The 14,773-nt window shown below is 63.3% G+C and carries 16 protein-coding genes and 2 tRNA genes; 13 read left to right on the top strand and 5 right to left on the bottom strand.

Features of this window, described 5'->3' with window-relative positions; all coding sequences use genetic code 11:
- Positions 1-92: 92 nt before the first annotated feature.
- The 5 genes from ACESMD_RS13265 to mnmH all read left to right on the top strand — a co-directional run bounded on the left by ACESMD_RS13265 (position 93) and on the right by mnmH (position 5,248).
- Entirely contained in the window at positions 93-989 is an 897-nt protein-coding gene (locus tag ACESMD_RS13265) for an AEC family transporter (protein WP_372613913.1), read from the top strand.
- Between the two features lie 109 nt (positions 990-1,098).
- On the top strand, positions 1,099-1,551 hold the full coding sequence (locus ACESMD_RS13270; protein ID WP_372613915.1) for a copper resistance protein NlpE N-terminal domain-containing protein: 453 nt from the start codon (positions 1,099-1,101) through the stop codon (positions 1,549-1,551).
- An 83-nt stretch (positions 1,552-1,634) separates the two neighbouring features.
- Positions 1,635-3,011 carry a DNA repair protein RadA gene (radA, locus tag ACESMD_RS13275; RefSeq protein ID WP_372613917.1) on the top strand — a complete coding sequence of 459 codons (1,377 nt, stop codon included), beginning with the start codon at positions 1,635-1,637 and terminating at the stop codon, positions 3,009-3,011.
- 78 nt (positions 3,012-3,089) lie between these two features.
- Positions 3,090-4,127, top strand: coding sequence for a selenide, water dikinase SelD (gene selD / locus ACESMD_RS13280; RefSeq protein WP_372613919.1), 1,038 nt, complete (start codon positions 3,090-3,092; stop codon positions 4,125-4,127).
- Positions 4,124-5,248 carry a tRNA 2-selenouridine(34) synthase MnmH gene (gene mnmH / locus ACESMD_RS13285; RefSeq protein ID WP_372613921.1) on the top strand — a complete coding sequence of 375 codons (1,125 nt, stop codon included), beginning with the start codon at positions 4,124-4,126 and terminating at the stop codon, positions 5,246-5,248. Before selD ends, mnmH begins: the two co-directional genes overlap by 4 nt.
- Positions 5,249-5,272: 24 nt before the next feature.
- Here mnmH and ACESMD_RS13290 read toward each other — a convergent pair whose 3' ends face one another.
- Positions 5,273-5,968, bottom strand: a complete 696-nt coding sequence (locus ACESMD_RS13290; RefSeq protein ID WP_372613923.1) for a type 1 glutamine amidotransferase — start codon at positions 5,966-5,968, stop codon at positions 5,273-5,275.
- A gap of 46 nt (positions 5,969-6,014) precedes the next feature.
- Between ACESMD_RS13290 and ACESMD_RS13295 the strand changes: the two genes are divergently transcribed.
- Together ACESMD_RS13295 and ACESMD_RS13300 are read left to right on the top strand one after the other, a co-directional pair.
- A complete protein-coding gene (locus tag ACESMD_RS13295) occupies positions 6,015-6,308 on the top strand; it encodes an MGMT family protein (RefSeq protein ID WP_372613943.1) in 294 nt (97 codons plus the stop codon).
- A gap of 44 nt (positions 6,309-6,352) precedes the next feature.
- A complete protein-coding gene (locus tag ACESMD_RS13300; protein WP_372613925.1) occupies positions 6,353-6,958 on the top strand; it encodes a YjaG family protein in 606 nt (201 codons plus the stop codon).
- Between the two features lie 149 nt (positions 6,959-7,107).
- Here the strand turns inward: ACESMD_RS13300 and hisF are convergent, their stop codons facing one another.
- From hisF to hisB, 4 genes are read right to left on the bottom strand one after another with little or no spacing between them, the layout of a single operon-like run.
- The gene (gene hisF / locus ACESMD_RS13305; protein ID WP_372613927.1) at positions 7,108-7,881 is read right to left on the bottom strand and encodes an imidazole glycerol phosphate synthase subunit HisF; all 774 of its coding nucleotides are present in this window, start codon (positions 7,879-7,881) and stop codon (positions 7,108-7,110) included.
- Between the two features lie 3 nt (positions 7,882-7,884).
- Positions 7,885-8,652, bottom strand: a complete 768-nt coding sequence (gene hisA / locus ACESMD_RS13310) for a 1-(5-phosphoribosyl)-5-[(5-phosphoribosylamino)methylideneamino]imidazole-4-carboxamide isomerase (protein ID WP_372613929.1) — start codon at positions 8,650-8,652, stop codon at positions 7,885-7,887.
- A 53-nt stretch (positions 8,653-8,705) separates the two neighbouring features.
- A complete protein-coding gene (gene hisH, locus ACESMD_RS13315; RefSeq protein ID WP_372613931.1) occupies positions 8,706-9,347 on the bottom strand; it encodes an imidazole glycerol phosphate synthase subunit HisH in 642 nt (213 codons plus the stop codon).
- A gap of 30 nt (positions 9,348-9,377) precedes the next feature.
- Positions 9,378-9,971, bottom strand: coding sequence for an imidazoleglycerol-phosphate dehydratase HisB (gene hisB, locus ACESMD_RS13320; RefSeq protein ID WP_372613933.1), 594 nt, complete (start codon positions 9,969-9,971; stop codon positions 9,378-9,380).
- Positions 9,972-10,159: 188 nt separating this feature from the next.
- Here hisB and ACESMD_RS13325 point away from each other — a divergent pair, with 188 nt between their 5' ends.
- The 6 genes from ACESMD_RS13325 (at position 10,160) to ACESMD_RS13350 (ending at position 14,698) form a co-directional block, all read left to right on the top strand.
- Positions 10,160-10,612, top strand: a complete 453-nt coding sequence (locus ACESMD_RS13325) for an acetyl-CoA sensor PanZ family protein (protein WP_372613935.1) — start codon at positions 10,160-10,162, stop codon at positions 10,610-10,612.
- On the top strand, positions 10,609-12,879 hold the full coding sequence (locus ACESMD_RS13330) for an AsmA family protein (protein WP_372613937.1): 2,271 nt from the start codon (positions 10,609-10,611) through the stop codon (positions 12,877-12,879). Before ACESMD_RS13325 ends, ACESMD_RS13330 begins: the two co-directional genes overlap by 4 nt.
- A gap of 145 nt (positions 12,880-13,024) precedes the next feature.
- Positions 13,025-14,119: an A/G-specific adenine glycosylase gene (mutY, locus tag ACESMD_RS13335; RefSeq protein WP_372613939.1), complete on the top strand. Its 1,095-nt coding sequence runs from the start codon at positions 13,025-13,027 to the stop codon at positions 14,117-14,119.
- A 57-nt stretch (positions 14,120-14,176) separates the two neighbouring features.
- On the top strand, positions 14,177-14,449 hold the full coding sequence (locus ACESMD_RS13340) for an oxidative damage protection protein (RefSeq protein WP_372613941.1): 273 nt from the start codon (positions 14,177-14,179) through the stop codon (positions 14,447-14,449).
- Positions 14,450-14,541: 92 nt separating this feature from the next.
- A tRNA-Phe gene (locus ACESMD_RS13345) sits at positions 14,542-14,617 on the top strand.
- A 6-nt stretch (positions 14,618-14,623) separates the two neighbouring features.
- Positions 14,624-14,698 (top strand) — tRNA-Gln (locus tag ACESMD_RS13350).
- Positions 14,699-14,773: the final 75 nt, after the last annotated feature.

A 14,773-nucleotide genomic window follows, 5' to 3' on the forward strand; every position in this document is an offset into this window, starting at 1 on the left:
GTGACCTGCTCTACCTGACCGCGCAAGTCGCCAGCTGCTAGGCTAATGGCCGTTTCCACGATATCCACGACACCGCTACCATGGGATCCCTCATGACCGCCAAGATCCTCGCCACCCTGTTGCCGGTATTCCTGATTGCCGGATGCGGAACCCTCTACGGCCGCTATCGGGCCCCGGACATCCGTGTCCTCAATACCCTCAACATGGAGCTCTTCGTTCCCATGCTGGTGTTTGCCGTGCTTGCCGACGGCCAGGTACCGCTTGAGGAGTATGCCGGGCTTGCCCTAGGGGGAGTGGTGGTGGTGCTTGGTTCCGGTCTTCTGCTGTGGCCTCTGGTGAAGTGGCTGAAGCTGGAAACAAAGACCTTTCTGCCGCCGATGATGTTCAACAATTCGGGGAACATGGGCATACCGCTGCTGCTGCTGGTTTTCGGTGAGGCGGCGTTGCCTGCCGCCATCGTGCTGTTCATCGTCGAGATGCTGCTGCACTTTTCGGTGGGACTCTACATGCTCAGCCCGCACACTCCGCTGTGGCGGATCCTGCGCATGCCCATCGTGCTGGCCAGCATCGCCGGCCTGGCTATCAATCTTGCGGGCATCCCCTTGCCCGGCTGGCTGCTAGAGGCGCTGCACATGCTGGGCGGGGTCTGCATCCCACTGCTGCTCTTCGCCCTGGGTGTCAGGATGCTCGACATCGATTTCGGTGACTGGAAGACCGGGTTGCTGGGGGCGGTACTCTGTCCGCTGTCAGGGCTGGTCCTTGCGCTACCCCTGATCTGGCTGCTTGACCTTTCCGGCCTGCAGGCCGCTGCCCTCTGGGTATTTGCCGCCCTGCCCCCGGCGGTCCTCAACTATCTGGTGGCCGAACAGTACCGCCAGGAACCCCAGAAGGTCGCCTCGCTGGTGTTGATCGGTAACCTGGGTAGCCTTGTGGTCATGCCGATCGTGCTGGGCTTGATATTCGTCCATGTGCATTCCGGGGTCTCCTGACCGACAATGACCCTTGGTCAGAGGCTGTCCGCAGATGGCATGAGGGGTTATGCTGTTACTCAGGTTGCCGTGGACCACGGCACCGTGACATATGGTTAGGAGGACTAGTATGCAACTCAGGACCCTGATAGTAGGATCGGCCTTGCTTGCCTTGTTGGCGGGTTGCGCTGCCGGCCCGACCGATGATCGTGCCATGGCTCCCGGAATGAATGACACCGAGGTGGCCTACCAGGGCACGCTGCCCTGCCGGAACTGTGCAGGTATCGACATCAATGTGCGGATGACCGGCGAGGAGCAAGGTGCTCAGGAACAGCGGACCTTCGAGCTTCAGGCGACCTATCGCGAACACTCGCAGAATCCGCCGGACGAGAACTATGCCGGAAACTGGGAGGTCATCAGTGGTACGGCGAACGACCCCGATGCCACCGTCTATGAGCTGACCCCGGATGGCGAAGGCCAGATCTATTATTTCCTGCGAATCGATGAGCGGACACTGGAGCTTATAGATCCTCAGTTGCGTCGTTTCCAGAACAACGAGGCGCTCCAGTTACAGCGACTGTAATTGCCTTGTCGCGACACGGGAGGGCGGCCTGCGGGTCGCCCTTCTGCGTTGCAGTCGAACCCCGGTCGGCATGAGGACACTGAATGGCGAAGGTGAAGAGCGCTTACGTCTGTACCGATTGCGGTTCCGAATTCCGCAAGTGGCAGGGGCAATGCTCGAGCTGTCGACAGTGGAATACCCTGACGGAAGTAAGGCTCGCGGCGGCGCGGCCCGGCGCCGGCATGGCCCCGATGTCAGCACGTGGTGGGTATGCCGGCGACCTGACACGAGAGGTGGTCGACCTGGCCAGTGTCGATCTGGCCGAAGTGCTGAGACTCTCCTCCACTTTCGAGGAGTTCGATCGCGTCCTGGGTGGTGGCCTGGTGCCGGGCTCGGCAGTGTTGCTGGGGGGAAATCCCGGTGCCGGCAAGTCCACCCTCTTGTTGCAGACGGCCTGCAAGCTGGCCCAGGCGCATCGGGTACTCTATGTCACCGGCGAAGAGTCCCTCTCCCAAGTGGCGATGCGGGCCCAGCGGCTTCAGTTACCGACGCGGGGCCTGAAGATGCTGGCCGAGACCAGCGTCGAGACCATTCTCGCCGTGTCCGGGCGGGAAGATCCTGCAATCCTGATCATTGATTCCATCCAGACGATGCATCTGGAGGATATCGCCTCGGCACCGGGAGGCGTGGCCCAGGTGCGTGAATCCGCCGCAGCCCTGACCCGTTTCGCCAAGCAGAGCAACACCGTTCTCTTGCTGGTGGGCCACGTCACCAAGGATGGAACCCTGGCCGGGCCCAAGGTGCTGGAGCACATGATCGACGCTTCCCTGTTGCTGGAAGGAGGTGCTGACTCCCGTTTCCGTACCCTGCGCGGCCAGAAGAACCGCTTCGGCGCGGTCAACGAACTGGGCGTCTTCGCCATGCTCGAGCACGGCCTCAAGGAGGTCAAGAATCCCAGTGCGATCTTCCTTTCGCGTGCCGAGGAGCAGTCGCCAGGCAGTCTGGTGATGGTGGTCTGGGAAGGGACGAGGCCCATCCTGGTCGAGGTCCAGGCCCTGCTCGATGATTCACCGCTGGGCAATCCGCGACGACTCGCCGTGGGACTCGACCCGAATCGACTGGCCATGCTGCTGGCCGTGCTGCATCGACACGGAGGCCTCTTCACCGGTGATCAGGATGTCTTCCTCAACGTGGTCGGGGGCGTCAAGGTGCTGGAGACCAGTGCCGACCTCGCGGTATTGCTGGCGGTGGTGTCCAGCCTGCAGAACCGGCCGCTACCCCGCGAGCTGGTGGTATTCGGCGAGGTGGGGCTCTCCGGTGAGATCCGGCCAGTACCCAGCGGACAGGAGCGTATCGTCGAGGCGGCCAAGCACGGCTTCAAGCGGGCCATCGTGCCGCGCGGAAATGCGCCAAAGCGCTCGCCCGAGGGCATGGAGGTGGTCGCCGTGGACAAGCTGGCCGATGCCCTTGAGGCATTGTAAGGCGGCTCCCTGAAGCCAGGGTCCCTTGCGGTAGTCGGTTGGTAGCGATTGAATGGGCAGATTGAAGAGGAGAAATCGATGAGCGGCATTCGCTTGACCCAGTTCAGCCACGGCGCCGGCTGTGGTTGCAAGATCGCCTCCGACGTACTCGATGGGATCCTGGCCAAGGCCGGCCCCGGTGCCAGTCATTCCCGGCTGATAGTCGGTAACCAGGGCCGTGAGGATGCCGCCGTCTACGACCTGGGAGATGGCCGGGGGATGATCGCCACCACGGACTTCTTCATGCCCATCGTCGATGACCCCTTCGATTTCGGTCGCATCGCGGCGATCAATGCCATCAGCGATGTCTATGCAATGGGTGGCAAGCCGATCCTGGCACTGGGCATCCTGGGGTGGCCGCTGGACAAGCTCGGGCCGGACGTCGCCGGCGACGTGGTGGCCGGGGCCCAGGCGGTGTGTCGTGAGCTGGGTCTGGCGCTGGCCGGCGGGCACTCCATCGATGCCCCCGAGCCGATCTTCGGCCTGGCGGTCAACGGCCTCGTCGACCTCGAGCACCTCAAGCTCAACAAGGGGGCCAAGCCCGGTGACCTGCTGTTCCTGACCAAGCCGCTGGGGGTGGGCCTGCTCACCACCGCCGAGAAGCAGGGGCTTCTTGAGGCCGGCCACCAGGGCCTGGCGCGCTCGGCCATGCTCAAGTCCAATGCCATCGGCATGGCGCTGGCGAAGGTCAAGGGCGTGCATGCCATGACCGACGTCACCGGCTTCGGCCTGGCCGGTCATCTCGCCGAGATGTGTACGGCCAGCGACGTCGCCGCGCGGATCGACTTCCGGCGCCTGCCACGGCTCGCAGAGGCCGAGTCCTACCGCCGCAAGGGCGCGGTGCCGGGTGGCACCCAGCGTAATCGCGATGCTCTGGGGGCTTGTCTGCCGGCCATGGACGAGGCCCATTGGCAGTGGCTGTGCGATCCCCAGACCTCGGGCGGCCTGCTGCTCGCTGTCCACCCGTCCTGGGAGGACGACGTGGAACGCGTCGGACGTGACCACGGCGTGGAACTGGCCCCTTTCGGCGAAATCGTGGCGCAACAAGGCGAGACATTGATCGAGGTGAGGGGATGAATCTGCCGCTGGTCGAGCCGGATCTCGCCCTGCTGCGGGAGGGGCGCGTGCTGATCGACGTGCGTGCCCCGGTGGAATTCGCTCAGGGGGCCTTGCCCGGTGCGGTCAACCTGCCGCTGATGGACGATGAGGAGCGTCACCATGTCGGCATCTGCTACAAGGCCCGGGGCCAGCAGGCCGCCATCGAACTCGGGCAGACCTTGGTGCGAGGTGGCATCAAGTCTGCACGAGTGTCGACATGGCAGCGTTTGATCGAGGCTCATCCCGATGCCATCGTCTATTGTTTCCGGGGTGGTTTGCGGTCTGAAGTCGCTCAGCAGTGGCTGATGGAGGCCGGTATCGAGAGGCCGCGAATCCGTGGTGGCTGGAAGGCGATGCGCCATGCGCTCTCTGAGCACATCGAGGCGTCGGCCGAACAGCCCCTGTTGAGCGTCAGCGGCCTGACGGGATGTGCCAAGACGGCCCTGGTCCAGGCGCTGGACAATGGCCTGGACCTCGAGGGTTGCGCGCGTCACAAGGGCTCGGCCTTCGGGCGTCATCCGCTTCCAGCCCCCAGCCAGATCGACTTCGAACACGCGATGGGGTTGCGCCTGCTGGCGTTGACGGGGCAGCCGCTGGTCGTCGAGGACGAATCACGTCATATCGGTGCGGCCAATATCCCCCTGAGCTTCTGGCGGTCCATGGAGCAGGCGCCGAGAGTCCGTGTCGATATGCCGCTGGACTGGCGTCTCGCCCAGATCCGGCAGGACTACATTGATGATCTCTGGACGATCTATCAGTCACACTTCGGCGACTGGCTCGGCTGGACGCTGATGCGCAAGCAGCTTGCCACCGCCCTGTCGCGGTTGGCAAAGCGACTGGGCCATTCTCGGCTGGTGCGGTTGCAGCGGCTGCAACGGCTCGCCTTCCGCGAGCATGAACGGGGCAATCGCCAGGCCCACGAGGCCTGGCTGGCACCGCTTCTCACCGAATACTATGATCCGCTCTACCGTCACCAGCTGGAAAAACATCCCGAAAGGGTTTTCCTCCATGTAGGTGACTGGGACAGCTGCCTGGAGGCCGCCAGGGCCTGGTCGGCAAATGCCACGAGAGAGGCGTTGGCCGAACGTCTGCCGGCCTGATGAATCCTTCCCGAGCCCCTCGCCTCAGCGGTTGGCCCGTTGAAGCCACTGGCTCAGCAGCCGGTCGAGCAAGGGTGCCAGGAGATCGAAGCGCTTCCGGTCCTCCAGCATGGACTCGGGCGTCTGCGCATGAGCGCTGGTGTCACTGCCGGGAGGCGAGGGAAGGTGGTCGATGAGTCGAGTCACGCTGCCAGGGGTCACCTCGAGATGGCAGAGCAGGCCCACCACTCGGCCTTTGTCCCAGGCAAAGCCCTGTATCGGGCTTGCCGCACTCCCGCCCAGCGGCAGGCTGCCATCGGGCAGGCTGAAGACGTTGCGGTGCCACATGAAGGCCTCGAAGCGTTCGGGCAGGTCGAAGGGACTCTGCGGGGCGAGATCAACGCGATGCCAGCCGATCTCGGCACGGGTTCCCGCACCGACCGTGGCATCCAGGGCGCCTGCGATGAGTCGTGCCCCCAGGCCGATGCCCAGCAGGGGCTTGGTACTGAACACGGCTCGATCAATCAGCTTGCGTTCACGGCGAAGCCAGGGATGGTCGGTATCGTCATCGATTCCCATGGGGCCGTCGAGTACGATCAGGGCGTCGCAGTCCGCCAGGTTAGGCGGGGTCTCGCCGTCATCGAGGTGGAAGACGGTATGGCTATGTCCCATGCTGGACAGCCAGTCGGCGATGCGAGCCGGTCCCTGGTGGGGACTGTGCTGAAGAAGGTGAAAGTGCATGCATGCCTCGCCGTTGTGTGACTACTCGGAGGGAGCGCAAGGGTACATGAAGTCGGCGCTACGCGAACAGATACTGACGATTCTGGCCGAGATTCCTCCCGGCAGGATCACGACCTATGGGCGTATTGCCGCAATGACCGACGCCGGGACACCGCGCCTGGTCGCACGTGCCCTGCGTGAGCTGCCGGCGGGCCATGATCTGCCCTGGTTTCGGGTGATCACGGCATCCCGCCGTTTGGCTGATCACCCGGGTGCCGAGCGGCAGCGTCGTCTGTTACTGGCGGAGGGAATAGCCTTCGATACCCGCGGACGGGTCGCCGCCGAGAGACTCTGGCCCTGAGTCATCCATTGCCTTCATGATGTCCTTTCGGGGGGGGGAATGCCATGAGCCAGTTGTCCCTGGGCTTCCAACAACGGCTCCAGCAACTCGAGCCCCGACGCCAGCAGGCGTTCATGGCCGCGCTTTGCGAGCGAATGCTGCCGAACTATATCTTTTACATTCGGGGCCTCTATGTCGATAACAGCGGCCAGGGTGACCTGCATGGTCTTCGCGTTATTCTCGATCTGGTCTGGGAGCACCTGATGGTCAAGGGGGCGCGTATCGACTTTGACCTCCAGGCAGAGAAGTTGTCCGGGCTGGAACCGCCGGTCGAGGATGACAGCTTCGGTGCCCGGCGGGCTCTGGAGGCGGTGATAGCCATCGCGGCCCTGCTCGATACGCTGGGTGGCGAGGCACCCGAGGCGGTACTCGAAGTCAGCCGGGCATCGCGCAGCGGCGTACGTGCCTTCATCGAAATGACCGAGGGGGAGGAGGACGCCCGACGCCTGGCGGAACGGCTTCGTGGTCACCCCCTGATGGAAGACGAGGATGATTTTCAGGATGCCGTGCTCGAGGCAGTCGAAGGCCAATTCGATGCCGGGGCATTGAAGGTATTGCGTCGTCTCGGTGGCAACGACGGCATCAGTAATCTGGGCCTGACGCTGGACTGAGATGGTTCAGAAGCGCAAGCCGGCCGTCACCATCATGCCGGCGGTGCCGAACAGGATAAGGTCGGACTCGAAGCGGTGCCCGGGGTTGCAAGGGTGCGAGCGGTTTTCTTCCTTGATGATGGCATGTGGAATCCTTTTTCCTCAGTGAGTTAGAGACGCATTTCGATACCTTTCGACGCCATGTAGCGCTTGGCCTCGGGGATGGTGTATTGGCCGAAGTGGAAGATGCTGGCTGCCAGTACGGCATCCGCTCCTCCCTTGAGGATGCCGTCGACCAGATGGTCCAGGTTGCCGACGCCGCCGGAGGCAATCACCGGAACGGTCACCGCCTCACTGATGGCGTGGGTCACGCCCAGGTCGAACCCCGTCTTGGTGCCGTCGCGGTCCATGCTGGTGAGCAGAAGCTCACCCGCCCCATAGTCGACCATTGTCTTCGCCCATTCCACGGCATCGATGCCTGTCGCCCGACGGCCGCCATGGGTAAAGATCTCCCAGCGTGGGGGTTCGCCCTCGCCCGAGACCTTCTTGGCATCGATAGCCACCACGATGCACTGGCTGCCGAAGCGCTCCGATGCCTCATATACGAAATCGGGGTTGGTAACGGCGGCGGTATTGATCGAGATCTTGTCGGCACCGGCATTGAGCATGGTGCGGATATCGTCGCAGGTGCGGATGCCGCCGCCCACGGTCAGCGGAATGAAGACCTCGCCGGCGATGCGTTTCACCATCCACACGGTGGTGCCGCGATCCTCGTGGCTTGCGGTGATGTCGAGGAAGGTGATCTCGTCCGCCCCCAGCAGGTTATAGCGCTGGGCGATCTCGACGGGGTCGCCGGCATCACGGATGCCGATGAAGTTGACGCCCTTGACCACACGGCCGGCGTCGACGTCCAGGCAGGGGATGATGCGCTTGGCCAGTCCCATGATTCAGCTCCCCGCCTGTGGGTGGATGGATTCTCGCTCGCCGAGTGTATCGCAGAGCCGCTGGCCCTCGGCAAGGTCCAGGCTACCCTCGTAGATGGCACGACCGGTGATGGCGCCCAGGATGCCAGGCTCTCCGGTGGCGATCAGGGCACGCAGGTCGTCGAGGTTGGTCACCCCGCCGGACGCGATGACCGGCAGGCCGCCCTCGCGGGCAAGTGCCGCAGTGGCCTCGACGTTGACGCCGTTCATCATGCCATCCCGGGAAATATCGGTGTAGACGATGCTGGATACCCCGTCATCGGCGAAGCGCCTGGCCAGGTCGGTGGCCTTCACCGACGATACCTCGGCCCAGCCATTGGTGGCGACGAAGCCGTCGCGGGCATCGAGCCCGACGATCACATGACCCGGGAAGTTACGGCACATCTCGCCGACGAAGTCGGGTTCCTTCACGGCCCTGGTCCCGATGATCACATAGGACACCCCGGCGGCGAGGTAATGCTCGATGGTCTCGGCACTGCGGATGCCACCGCCGATCTGGATCGGCAGATTCGGCCAGCGGCGAGCGATGGCGGTGACGGCCTCACCATTCACAGGACGGCCCTTGAAGGCACCATTGAGATCGACCAGATGTAGGCGACGGGCGCCGGCTTGAACCCAGCGTTCGGCCATGGCCACAGGGTCGTCACCGTAGATGGTGGCCTCTTCCATTCTTCCCTGCTTGAGCCTGACGCACTTGCCGTCCTTGAGGTCGATGGCGGGGATTACCAGCATGTCCTGTCCTCTCTATGGGCGCCGTGGCCGGCACCCTCTCGAAATTGTCATGTTCAGGGGGACCACTGGACGAAGTTTTCCAGCAGCTTCAGGCCTGCCCGCGAGCTCTTTTCCGGATGGAACTGCACGGCGAAGGTGGCCTCACGGCCGATGGCCACGTGGGCGGTCACGCGACAGTAGTCGGTGGTACCCAAGACGCTGGTGTCATCGCTGGCCTCGACGTAATAGCTGTGCACGAAGTAGAAGTGTTCCTCATGGTCGATGCCTTTCCATAGCGGATGCTGATGATGCTGACGCACCAGGTTCCAGCCCATGTGGGGAACCTTGAGACGGGCGTCATGCTCGTCACGCATGTCGGCGGGAAAGCGCCTGACGACTCCCTTCAGGAACCCCAGGCAGTCGATACCGCCGTTCTCTTCACTGTGATCCATCAGCATCTGTTGCCCGACGCAGATCCCCAGCAGGGGCTTGGCCTGGCGAGTGAGCAACTCCTGGACCAGGCCCCGCAGGTCGGTCCGCTCGAGCTCTCCGATACAGTCGCGTATCGCTCCCTGGCCGGGAAGCACGAGACGGGTCGCCCCTCTGATGCAACGGGGGTCGCGAGTCACGATCACATTTTCGTGGGTGACATGCTCCAGTGCCTTGGCGACGGAATGCAGGTTGCCCATCCCGTAGTCGATGACGGCAATGGTCATGGGGCGCTCCTCGTTTGGTCGTACGGGGGCCTAAAGGCAGCCCTTGGTGGATGGCACCCGGCCATCCATTCGCGGGTCCGGCTCCACGGCCATGCGCAGCGCGCGGCCGAAGGCCTTGAAGATGGTTTCGGCCTGGTGATGGGCATTGATACCCTTCAGGTTATCGATGTGCAGTGTGACCCGGGCATGGTTGACGAAGCCCTGGAAGAACTCCTGGAGCAACTGGGTATCCAGGCGACCGATGGTGTCACGGGTAAAGTCCACGTCCATGAACAGCCCCGGGCGGCCGGAAAAATCCACCACGACCCTCGACAATGCCTCATCCAGAGGGACATAGGCATGGCCGTAACGGCGGATGCCGAGCTTGTCGCCGATGGCCTGGTCGAAGGCTTGCCCCAAGGTGATGCCGATATCCTCGACGGTGTGGTGGTCATCGATATGCAGATCGCCCGAGGCCAGGATGTCCAGGTCGATCAGTCCGTGACGGGCCACCTGGTCCAGCATGTGGTCGAGAAAGGGTACGCCTGTCTCGCAGGTCAGACGACCCTCGCCATCGAGATTGAGAGTGACGGTGATTCGGGTTTCCTGGGTATTGCGGGTCACCGTCGCGATACGCTCGGGCATGTCGGAACTCCAGCGCCGGGGCGCTAAGGGAATGTCGCCGGTTACCTCACCGGGTCGGGTAAAACAGGGGTGACGCCTGTGCCGGACGCCTAGATCTGCCATTATAGAGAATCGCTCACCCCATCCGCTACAATGGTGTACATTCAGTGGTGGCGAATCTCACCACCCCGGCTCAGGGAGATCCATGTATGCCGGTGACGCTCTATGCTGTCGACCTGGCCACCTGGGAAGCGGATGCCCAGGTCAAGTGCGACCTAGCCCGCATCTATAAGGATGCCCCGCTGGAGCGCCTGCCTGCGCCAGTTGATGACTTCATTTGCCAACACCTGGACGCTGGGAATTTCTTCTTCGGCGCACTCTTCAATGATCATCTCCTGGGCGCCGTGGCGGTGGATGAGGATGCCGAAGCCTGGTGGCTATCGCATCTCTGTGTGCGCAAGACCACGCGTCGCCGTGGCGTGGGTTCTCGCTTGCTGGCATTGGTGAGTCGCCAGGCGCTCGCCGAGGGCCGCCAGCTTCGTGCTCCGGCCTCGCAGTTGCCCCTGGCCGACCAGATGCTGCTGTCACGACTCGGTTATCGGCTCACTAAGGCCGGTAACTATTTCGAACTGAACCTGCCGGCTCAGGGAGGTGAGCAATGAAACGGCTGTTTCGAACCCTCCTGGCTGCCGTGGGTATCCTGGCCCTGGTGATGGTCGGGGCGGTGGTCTATGTCACGACCTTTTTCGACCCCGATGATCTCAAGCCTCGATTGATCGATGTGGTCCAGGAACAGAGTGGTCTTGAACTGACCCTGGAGGGGCCTCTAAGCTGGTCCTTCTACCCGCGCCTCGGGGTCAGCGTCGAAAGGGCCGAGGCCTGGTTGCCCGATCAGGCCGTCGAGGAGGAACCCGCTTTCGCCGCTTTCAGGCGTGCCGAGGTCAGTCTGGCCTTTGCCCCCTTGTTACGTGGCGAGATTGCCGTCGATGGCCTGACCCTCAACGGTCTGCAGCTCAACCTGGAGCGTGACGATCAGGGCGTGGGCAACTGGGAGGCCTTGCTCGACAGGCTCGTGGAGCGTCGCGAGATGGCCGAGGGGGCCCTCGCACCGGCCAGCGCGGGGCCCAGCTCGGTGAGTGCCGATGCAGGAAATCTCAGCGTGGCGCTGAATATTGCGAGTGTTCAGCTTCGCGAGGCCGATGTGCGTTTTCGTGATCACCGGGCGGGTCGGGAGCTTCGCCTGGAAGGGCTCAGCATGACGGGGACCAACGTCAATCCGAGTCAGCCATTCCCGCTCAAGTCGAGCTTCCGTTTCGTTGCCCATGCCCCCCTGGACTGGCAGGACAGCGACCCCGAGTCACCACCGCAATGGGTCAGTGATGTCTCCCTGGAGAGTCGAGTCAACCTGGGATTTGCCGAGCGTCGATACACACTGGAATCCCTGGTGCTCGATACCACCAGCCGCTTGGCCGACCTTGAAGGGGAGCAGAGCCTCAAGTTGCAGGGCGGCCGTTTACTGGTCGATGCAGCGGAGAAACGTCTGCACCTGGAAGAGGGCAAGCTGGATGTGAGCCTCCGGCATCCCAGCCTGGGGGGGAGTCCCCTGCCGCTCTCCCTGGCCTTTCAACTGGATGCCGACCTGGTGGCGCAAACGGCGCAATGGCGCGACCTGGAGTTGACCGGCGAGAATGGCCTGCGACTAAGCGGCAACCTCAACCTTCGCCAGTTACTCGGAGCGCCGTCCTATGATGGCCAATTACGCCTGGCACCCCTTTCGTTGCGCCCCTGGTTGACGCGGTTCGACATCCTGCCCGATACGGCGTCGGACACCGCCTTCTCGGACGTAGCCATCACCAGTCCTCTGGAAGGGGATCTCGACTACCTTAAACTGACGGGCCTGACCCTGGTGCTGGATGGCAGCACCTTCACCGGGACGCTGGGGTCAGGGCTCGACGGTCGGCGACTGGACGCCGACCTCCAGGGGGATCGTCTCGATCTCGATGCCTACCTGCCGGCAGCGGGGACGAATCCCGACGCGGCCTCGTTGTGGCGCCTCCTCGGGGTCGGCCGAGCCCATGCGCAGGAGCCAGCGGGCCTTCTGCCCGTCGACTGGCTGGCTTCCCTCGATCTCGACGGCGTCCTCTCCCTTGGCCGTTTCCACTTGGCCAACCTCGATTTCACCGACGTGGACCTTACTCTCGATGGTGGGGATGGCCGGCTGCGCCTGGTGTCGTTCGAGTCCGGTTTCCACGAGGGTACCCTGGCGGGTAGTGGCGATGTCGACCTGACGCAGTCGCCGATCCGTTGGCAGCTGGCGCCCCGGCTCGACCGGGTTCGTACCGATACATTGCTCGAGGCGCTGGGCGAGGATCCGGCCCAGCTGCGTGGCAGGCTGACGACCCAGGGGGAACTGACGTCCCGTGGCAATACCCTGCCTGACCTTAAGCGGCACCTGAACGGCAGGCTCGAGTCGCGAATCGAGGAGGGTGCCATTCTCGATGTGAACCTGTCCCGGGAGCTCTGTACGGCGGTGGCGACCCTGGAAGGGCGTGAGAGCGATCGCGACTGGTCGACGGAGACTCGGTTCGACCATGCCGCGGCGACGTTCGACGTGCGTGATGGCAGGGTGAACAGCGATGATCTGCTGCTCACTATTCCCGGGATCGAATTCGGGGGTAACGGCCATCTCGACCTGGTCAGCGAAGGCTTTGACCTGCGTGCCGCGGTCCGTTTCGTGGATAGCGCCGAGGCAGCCTGTCGGGTCAATCCCCGCCTGGAGCGCGTCCCCTTCCCGGTGCGCTGCGAGGGAAACCTTGGGGGGGACAGCAGCGAGTGGTGCAGCTTCGATCGTGAGGCCTTCCAGGGTACCGTAGTCGACCTGCTGCGCGATGAGGCGGGGCGTCGCGCGGGCGAAGAGGTCGAACGCTAGCTCGAGGGTGCCATCGAGAGTCTTGGTGAAGACTCGGGTCGGGAACTTCGTGACACCTTGCGGGGTCTGTTCAATTGAGTATCACGCAAGCCAGTTATGGCGCCGACTTGATGTCGGCGTTTTTTTTCGCCGGTGGGGAGCCACCATGAGGGAGATGCCGACCCCGATCCTTCCCGCTGAGGTCTTCCAGCAGCGATTGCTGGCCTGGTTCGATGCCCATGGCCGCCACGACCTGCCCTGGCACACGCAGCGCACGCCTTATCGCGTCTGGGTGTCGGAGATCATGCTCCAGCAGACCCAGGTAACCACCGTCATTCCCTATTTCGAGCGCTTCATGTCTCGCTTCCCAGAGGTCAATTCCCTGGCCGAGGCGGAGCAGGACGCGGTGCTGCATCTCTGGACAGGGTTGGGCTACTACGCCCGAGCTCGACACATGCACCGGGCAGCGGGTGTTATCATGAGCGAGCATGACGGCGAGGTGCCCATGGAACTGGAGGCGTTGGCCGCGCTTCCGGGGATCGGACGTTCCACCGCCGGTGCGATCATCGCCCAGAGCAGCGAAAAGCGGGCGGTAATCCTGGATGGCAACGTCAAGCGCAGCCTCACTCGTCTGCATGCGGTGGAGGGTTGGCCGGGGCGTCCGGTCGTTGAGGGTCGCCTCTGGGCCCTGGCCGAGTACTACACGCCGCATTATCGCCTGGCCGACTACACCCAGGCGATGATGGACCTCGGTGCGCTCCTTTGCCGTCGTGGCAAGCCGGACTGTCCACGCTGCCCCTTCCATGATGTCTGTCTGGCCCATGCGCATGGTGAGGAACGACGCTTTCCGGAATCCCGACCCAGGAAGCCTCTGCCCATCCGAACCACGGTCATGCTCCTGTTGCAGGATGCCCAGGGGCGCGTGCTGCTCGAACGGCGCCCCCCATCCGGACTATGGGGCGGGCTCTGGAGCTTACCCCAGTTCGATGACAGGGCGGCCCTGCGCTCATGGCTGGATACCAATGCGCCGAGTGCCGAACTCGAGGCGCCCTGGCCGGACTTTACCCATGTCTTCAGCCACTTTAGACTGGAGGTCTCTCCCCAGCCGGCTCGGGTCGAGGCCCTGGATTCGGTGGGTGAGGCCCGCCGCTGGTTCGATACCCAGGCGCCCGACAGTATCGGGCTGGCGGCCCCCGTCAAGGCACTGCTGGAAAGGATCGGGTCCTGCGAGAGCAGCACATCCTGCCCCGCCCCCTGGTGAAATGCCCGATGTCGTCACCTGTTCCATACAGAATACTACCTACGAGGAGATCACCCGATGAGCCAGACCGTTTTCTGCCGTAAGTACCAGCAGGAACTCGATGCCTTGCCATTTCCGCCATTGCCCGGCAAGAAAGGCCAGGAAATCCAGGCCAGCGTATCGAAGCAGGCGTGGGAAGAATGGCAGGCATTGCAGACTCGTCTGATCAACGAGAAGCACCTCAACATGCTTGATCCCGCGTCTCGCGAGTACCTGATGGAGCAGATGGAGCGCTTCCTCGGCAACCGTGAGACGGACCAGGCAGAGGGGTATATTCCCCCATCACAATGACCCCGATTGTCCTGGCTTCCTCGGCCATCTTTCTGAAACTCAAGGGGTTGACGGCAACGGTCCCCTGGGGTTAAATACGCACCGTTGGCAGCGGCCAGATAGCTCAGTCGGTAGAGCAGGGGATTGAAAATCCCCGTGTCGGCGGTTCGATTCCGTCTCTGGCCACCAATCTGCTGGGGTATAGCCAAGTGGTAAGGCACCGGTTTTTGATATCGGTATTCCCAGGTTCGAATCCTGGTACCCCAGCCACGCCAACCTTCTTTCCAGGTCTGCACGTCGCTGCATCGATTGGCCCCGAGCCGGCATAGCTCAGTTGGTAGAGCA

This window comes from Halomonas sp. (assembly GCF_041689495.1).
Lineage (GTDB): Bacteria > Pseudomonadota > Gammaproteobacteria > Pseudomonadales > Halomonadaceae > Halomonas.

Excerpts from the sequence above, each read along its gene's own strand:
- ACESMD_RS13340 (WP_372613941.1), top strand. The coding sequence starts at position 14,177 with ATGAGCCAGACCGTTTTCTGCCGTAAGTACCAGCAGGAACTCGATGCC.
- ACESMD_RS13325 (WP_372613935.1), top strand. The coding sequence starts at position 10,160 with ATGCCGGTGACGCTCTATGCTGTCGACCTGGCCACCTGGGAAGCGGAT.
- hisF (WP_372613927.1), bottom strand. The coding sequence starts at position 7,881 with ATGGGACTGGCCAAGCGCATCATCCCCTGCCTGGACGTCGACGCCGGC.
- ACESMD_RS13300 (WP_372613925.1), top strand. The coding sequence starts at position 6,353 with ATGAGCCAGTTGTCCCTGGGCTTCCAACAACGGCTCCAGCAACTCGAG.
- ACESMD_RS13330 (WP_372613937.1), top strand. The coding sequence starts at position 10,609 with ATGAAACGGCTGTTTCGAACCCTCCTGGCTGCCGTGGGTATCCTGGCC.
- hisA (WP_372613929.1), bottom strand. The coding sequence starts at position 8,652 with ATGCTGGTAATCCCCGCCATCGACCTCAAGGACGGCAAGTGCGTCAGG.
- ACESMD_RS13295 (WP_372613943.1), top strand. The coding sequence starts at position 6,015 with ATGAAGTCGGCGCTACGCGAACAGATACTGACGATTCTGGCCGAGATT.
- selD (WP_372613919.1), top strand. The coding sequence starts at position 3,090 with ATGAGCGGCATTCGCTTGACCCAGTTCAGCCACGGCGCCGGCTGTGGT.
- hisH (WP_372613931.1), bottom strand. The coding sequence starts at position 9,347 with ATGACCATTGCCGTCATCGACTACGGGATGGGCAACCTGCATTCCGTC.
- hisB (WP_372613933.1), bottom strand. The coding sequence starts at position 9,971 with ATGCCCGAGCGTATCGCGACGGTGACCCGCAATACCCAGGAAACCCGA.
- ACESMD_RS13270 (WP_372613915.1), top strand. The coding sequence starts at position 1,099 with ATGCAACTCAGGACCCTGATAGTAGGATCGGCCTTGCTTGCCTTGTTG.
- ACESMD_RS13290 (WP_372613923.1), bottom strand. The coding sequence starts at position 5,968 with ATGCACTTTCACCTTCTTCAGCACAGTCCCCACCAGGGACCGGCTCGC.
- radA (WP_372613917.1), top strand. The coding sequence starts at position 1,635 with ATGGCGAAGGTGAAGAGCGCTTACGTCTGTACCGATTGCGGTTCCGAA.
- ACESMD_RS13265 (WP_372613913.1), top strand. The coding sequence starts at position 93 with ATGACCGCCAAGATCCTCGCCACCCTGTTGCCGGTATTCCTGATTGCC.
- mutY (WP_372613939.1), top strand. The coding sequence starts at position 13,025 with ATGAGGGAGATGCCGACCCCGATCCTTCCCGCTGAGGTCTTCCAGCAG.
- mnmH (WP_372613921.1), top strand. The coding sequence starts at position 4,124 with ATGAATCTGCCGCTGGTCGAGCCGGATCTCGCCCTGCTGCGGGAGGGG.